This is a genomic window from Stutzerimonas chloritidismutans, from assembly GCF_051486945.1.
GTDB classification, from domain to species: Bacteria; Pseudomonadota; Gammaproteobacteria; order Pseudomonadales; family Pseudomonadaceae; genus Stutzerimonas; species Stutzerimonas chloritidismutans_B.
Window position 1 is genome coordinate 1 of record NZ_JAHVDX010000011.1, and the last position, 4,212, is coordinate 4,212.

The window sequence follows — 4,212 nt, forward strand, 5'->3', positions numbered from 1 at the left end:
CTGATCCCATCCCGAACTCAGAAGTGAAACGACGCATCGCCGATGGTAGTGTGGGGCTTCCCCATGTGAGAGTAGGTCATCGTCAAGCTTATACACCAAACCCCCGACCATCTATGATGGCCGGGGGTTTGTCTTTGTGGGCTGGAAAAGGGAAATAGAAGTTCTGGGCCGCCTGGCACGGTCGTTATTATGCTCAGCTTGCTAAAGGAGTTCGACATGAACAGTATCTTGGGCTTACTTAGCGACGGGCAGTTCCATTCTGGCGAAGAGCTAGGCTTAGCGCTTGGAATAAGCAGGGCTTCGATTTGGAAGGGCTTGAAAAAACTCGAAGCCGAGCATGGAATCGAGGTTTTTCGAGTGCCAGGTAAGGGCTACAGGCTGGCTGAACGTTTGGATTTGCTCGACCAGGGTCGTCTGGAGGCTTTCTTAGGGCGTCAGGGATGGCGAGTCCACGTAGCGGAGCATCTCGACTCGACAAACGCTGAGGCGTTACGGCTACTCCAGCGCGGGGTGCCGCCGCCTTTTATCGTGATCTCTGAATGTCAGGTCAACGGCCGGGGCCGACGCGGGCGTCAATGGGTCAGTCCTGCATACAAAAACCTTTATTACTCTTTAGCGTGGAGTGTTTCGAACGGATCCGCAGGTCTCGCTGGCTTGAGTCTCGTGGTCGGACTAGCCGTGCTGGAGACGTTGACTCGTTGTGGGGTGGCCCGGGTTGGGTTGAAGTGGCCGAACGACATATATGCCGACGATAAGAAAATTGCCGGCATTCTTTTGGAGCTGATAGGTGATCCTGCAGACGTATGCTCTGTCGTTATTGGCGTAGGTATAAATGTAAACATGGTCGGCCAAGCACTAGAGATAGCCCAGCCGTGTATATCCCTTAGGGACGTTGTTAATCGGGTCTTTGATCGGAATGAGCTCTCATGTTTGCTCAGTGAAAGCTTGGAACGCTATCTGCGAAAGCACGCACTTTCTGGTTTCGCCAGCATGCGCGAGGAATGGGAGTCCAATCATCTATGGCAAGGAAAGGCCTGCGTGCTAAGTTCCGGCGTTGTTGAGGTGAAAGGGCGCGTCTTGGGTGTAGATGATCAGGGCGCTTTGAGGCTCGACGTTGATGGCGTCGAAAAACGTTTTAGTGGTGGTGAATTGAGCTTGAGGCTCGGCAATGATTCTTGAGCTCGACTGCGGCAACAGTTTTATCAAGTGGCGGATAGTATGTGGCGTCTATGGCAGGCCAGTCTTGCGTGGCATTGCGGCTGGGGTTGATGAATTGCTACAAGCCATCTCTGCAGCTGGCAGGCCGATCGACCATTGCCGGATGGTGAGCGTTAGGGGAGATGCTGAAACTGCAAGTCTTGTCAGTGCGGTTGGCGCCGCACTTGGAGTAGACGTATCGCGAGCAGTTCCATCACGAGCGATAGGTGCTGTCATCAACGGTTACCGAGATTTTGAGCGCCTCGGAATGGACCGTTGGCTCGCGATCATCGGCGCTTATCATCTCTGCGGTCGCGCATGCTTGGTAATCGATACGGGCACGGCGGTAACTGTGGACTTCGTTGGCGACGACGGGCGCCATATGGGTGGCTACATTGCTCCCGGAATCGGTTTGATGAGAGAGCAGCTATTAAGTCACACTCGAAAAGTCTATTACGGGACGCTAGAGGCGCAGGCTGCCTTATCTAATCTTGCCCCGGGTCGGTCCACTGCAGAGGCAGTTGAGCGTGGGTGCGTCAGGATGATGCGGGCTTACATTAAATCTCTGCTAGACGAAGCGAGCACGACTCTTGGTGAGAACTTCGATGTCTTCGTGACCGGTGGAGACGCGGCCCTGGTCGTCGATCTTCCAGGGGTGACGTTCGTTCCGGATTTGGTTTTCGACGGGCTGGCTGTTGTTTGTCCTTAATGCGAGGTGGCGATGCGTTGGCTTTTTTTTATCCTGGTCGCGCTGAACGTGCTTTTTTACGTCTACCAGGTGACTAATCCGACAAAGCAGCCTAGGCCGGTGATTAATCAGGAGCGAACAACCGATCGAGGCACGATAAAGCTATTAAGCGAAACTTCGGCCCCGGCGCGCAAAAGCGACTTGTCGGCGGGTGATTCGTGTCTCTTTCTGGGGGGGTTCGACGAAGAAGGGATAGCCACAGCTTTAGAGCAGCGTTTGCTTAGCTTAGATATTGATTCTGTTGTTCATCCGTTGGATATGCAGGCTGGGGTCGATTACTGGGTATATTTACCGCCGTTGGTTTCGCGGCAGGCCTCCCTGCGGCAGCTACGTGAACTCCAGTCAAGGAATATTGATAGCTATGTGATCACGGTCGGGGACCTTGCAAATGGCGTATCGCTCGGGATTTTCTCGCGTAAAGATTCCGCTGAGAGCGTCGTGTCTCGTTTACAGGCGCTGGATTACGCGGCGTCAATACGTGAATTGCCTCGTGCGCATCGTCGGTACTGGGTGAAGGTGGCTCAGAAAGGACAGCGTTTGCTGAGTAATCACATGCTTCAGAATTTGGCTAGAGACTTCCCGGCTCTTGAAAGCCAACAAATGCCGTGCTCCAGCGTTGCAACATTGGAATAGTTTAAATAGAATAGCGCCCGCTCCGAAGCGCAGGCTCTTACCTGTGTGACGTGAGTAGCCAAATAAAGCGCTAAGCTCAAGATTTTAAATGAGAAAGTGCTTGACAGTGAGGTGGTAGGCAAGCAGAATGCCGCCTCGTTTTGGAGGGGTTCCCGAGCGGCCAAAGGGATCAGACTGTAAATCTGACGTCATCGACTTCGAAGGTTCGAATCCTTCCCCCTCCACCAGATTTAAGCGTAGGCCTACAGATAGGCGGGTATAGTTTAGTGGTAGAACCTCAGCCTTCCAAGCTGATGATGCGGGTTCGATTCCCGCTACCCGCTCCAGTTTAGGTCTAGGCGGCATGTTTTGCTCATGTAGCTCAGTTGGTAGAGCACACCCTTGGTAAGGGTGAGGTCAGCGGTTCAAATCCGCTCATGAGCTCCAGGTACCCAAAGGCAGATATGAGAATATCTGCCTTTGTTTTAATGGTGGCGTGACTAGTCAATTCAACGGTGGGAGACGGTCTCGATGGCTAAAGAAAAATTCGAACGTAACAAACCGCACGTCAACGTCGGCACCATTGGTCACGTTGACCATGGCAAGACCACTCTGACTGCTGCTCTGACTCGCGTGTGCTCCGAGGTTTTCGGTTCCGCTCGTGTCGACTTCGACAAGATCGACAGCGCACCGGAAGAGAAGGCTCGCGGTATCACCATCAACACCGCTCACGTCGAGTATGACTCGAACGTTCGCCACTACGCGCACGTTGACTGCCCCGGCCACGCCGACTACGTCAAGAACATGATCACCGGTGCTGCGCAGATGGATGGCGCGATCCTGGTTTGCTCGGCTGCTGACGGCCCCATGCCGCAGACGCGTGAGCACATCCTGCTGTCCCGTCAGGTAGGTGTTCCGTACATCGTTGTGTTCCTGAACAAGGCTGACATGGTCGACGACGCCGAGCTGCTCGAGCTGGTCGAAATGGAAGTTCGTGACCTGTTGTCGACCTACGACTTCCCAGGTGATGACACGCCGATCATCATCGGTTCTGCGCTGATGGCGCTGAACGGCGAAGACGACAACGAGCTGGGCACCACTGCGGTCAAGAAGCTGGTCGAGACGCTGGATACCTATATCCCTGAGCCGGTTCGTGCCATCGACAAGCCGTTCCTGATGCCGATCGAAGACGTCTTCTCGATCTCCGGTCGCGGTACCGTAGTAACCGGTCGTGTCGAGCGCGGCATCGTCAAGGTTCAGGAAGAAATCGAGATCGTTGGTCTGCGTGACACCACCAAGACTACCTGTACGGGTGTTGAGATGTTCCGCAAGCTGCTCGACGAAGGTCGTGCGGGCGAGAACTGTGGTGTGCTGCTGCGCGGCACCAAGCGTGATGACGTCGAGCGTGGTCAGGTTCTGGCCAAGCCGGGCACCATCAAGCCGCATACCAAGTTCGAAGCGGAAGTGTACGTTCTGTCCAAGGAAGAAGGTGGTCGTCACACCCCGTTCTTCAAGGGCTACCGTCCTCAGTTCTACTTCCGGACTACTGACGTGACCGGTTCGTGCGAACTGCCGGAAGGCGTCGAGATGGTTATGCCGGGTGACAACATCAAGATGGTCGTTACCCTGATCAAGCCGATCGCTATGGAAGACGG

4 protein-coding genes, 3 tRNA genes and 1 rRNA gene are annotated in these 4,212 nt (G+C 54.5%); all 8 read left to right on the top strand.

The genetic code is table 11. The features are described 5' to 3' along the window. Positions 1–88: ribosomal RNA gene (gene rrf, locus KXR72_RS20845) — 5S ribosomal RNA — on the top strand; the annotation flags it as partial. A gap of 128 nt (positions 89–216) precedes the next feature. Further along, on the top strand, positions 217–1,179 hold the full coding sequence (gene birA / locus KXR72_RS20850; protein ID WP_437423011.1) for a bifunctional biotin--[acetyl-CoA-carboxylase] ligase/biotin operon repressor BirA: 963 nt from the start codon (positions 217–219) through the stop codon (positions 1,177–1,179). Further along, positions 1,169–1,906, top strand: a complete 738-nt coding sequence (locus KXR72_RS20855) for a type III pantothenate kinase (protein WP_437423012.1) — start codon at positions 1,169–1,171, stop codon at positions 1,904–1,906. The genes birA and KXR72_RS20855 overlap by 11 nt, the downstream gene beginning before the upstream one ends. A gap of 12 nt (positions 1,907–1,918) precedes the next feature. Further along, complete coding sequence (locus KXR72_RS20860) at positions 1,919–2,578, top strand: SPOR domain-containing protein (protein ID WP_437423013.1); 660 nt, start codon at positions 1,919–1,921, stop codon at positions 2,576–2,578. 142 nt (positions 2,579–2,720) lie between these two features. Then, positions 2,721–2,805: transfer RNA gene (locus tag KXR72_RS20865), tRNA-Tyr, on the top strand. Between the two features lie 25 nt (positions 2,806–2,830). Then, a tRNA-Gly gene (locus tag KXR72_RS20870) sits at positions 2,831–2,904 on the top strand. 24 nt (positions 2,905–2,928) lie between these two features. Then, positions 2,929–3,004, top strand: a tRNA-Thr gene (locus KXR72_RS20875). A gap of 84 nt (positions 3,005–3,088) precedes the next feature. Continuing rightward, positions 3,089–4,212: elongation factor Tu (gene tuf / locus KXR72_RS20880; RefSeq protein ID WP_437423001.1), on the top strand; the 1,124-nt coding region annotated here is incomplete at its 3' end.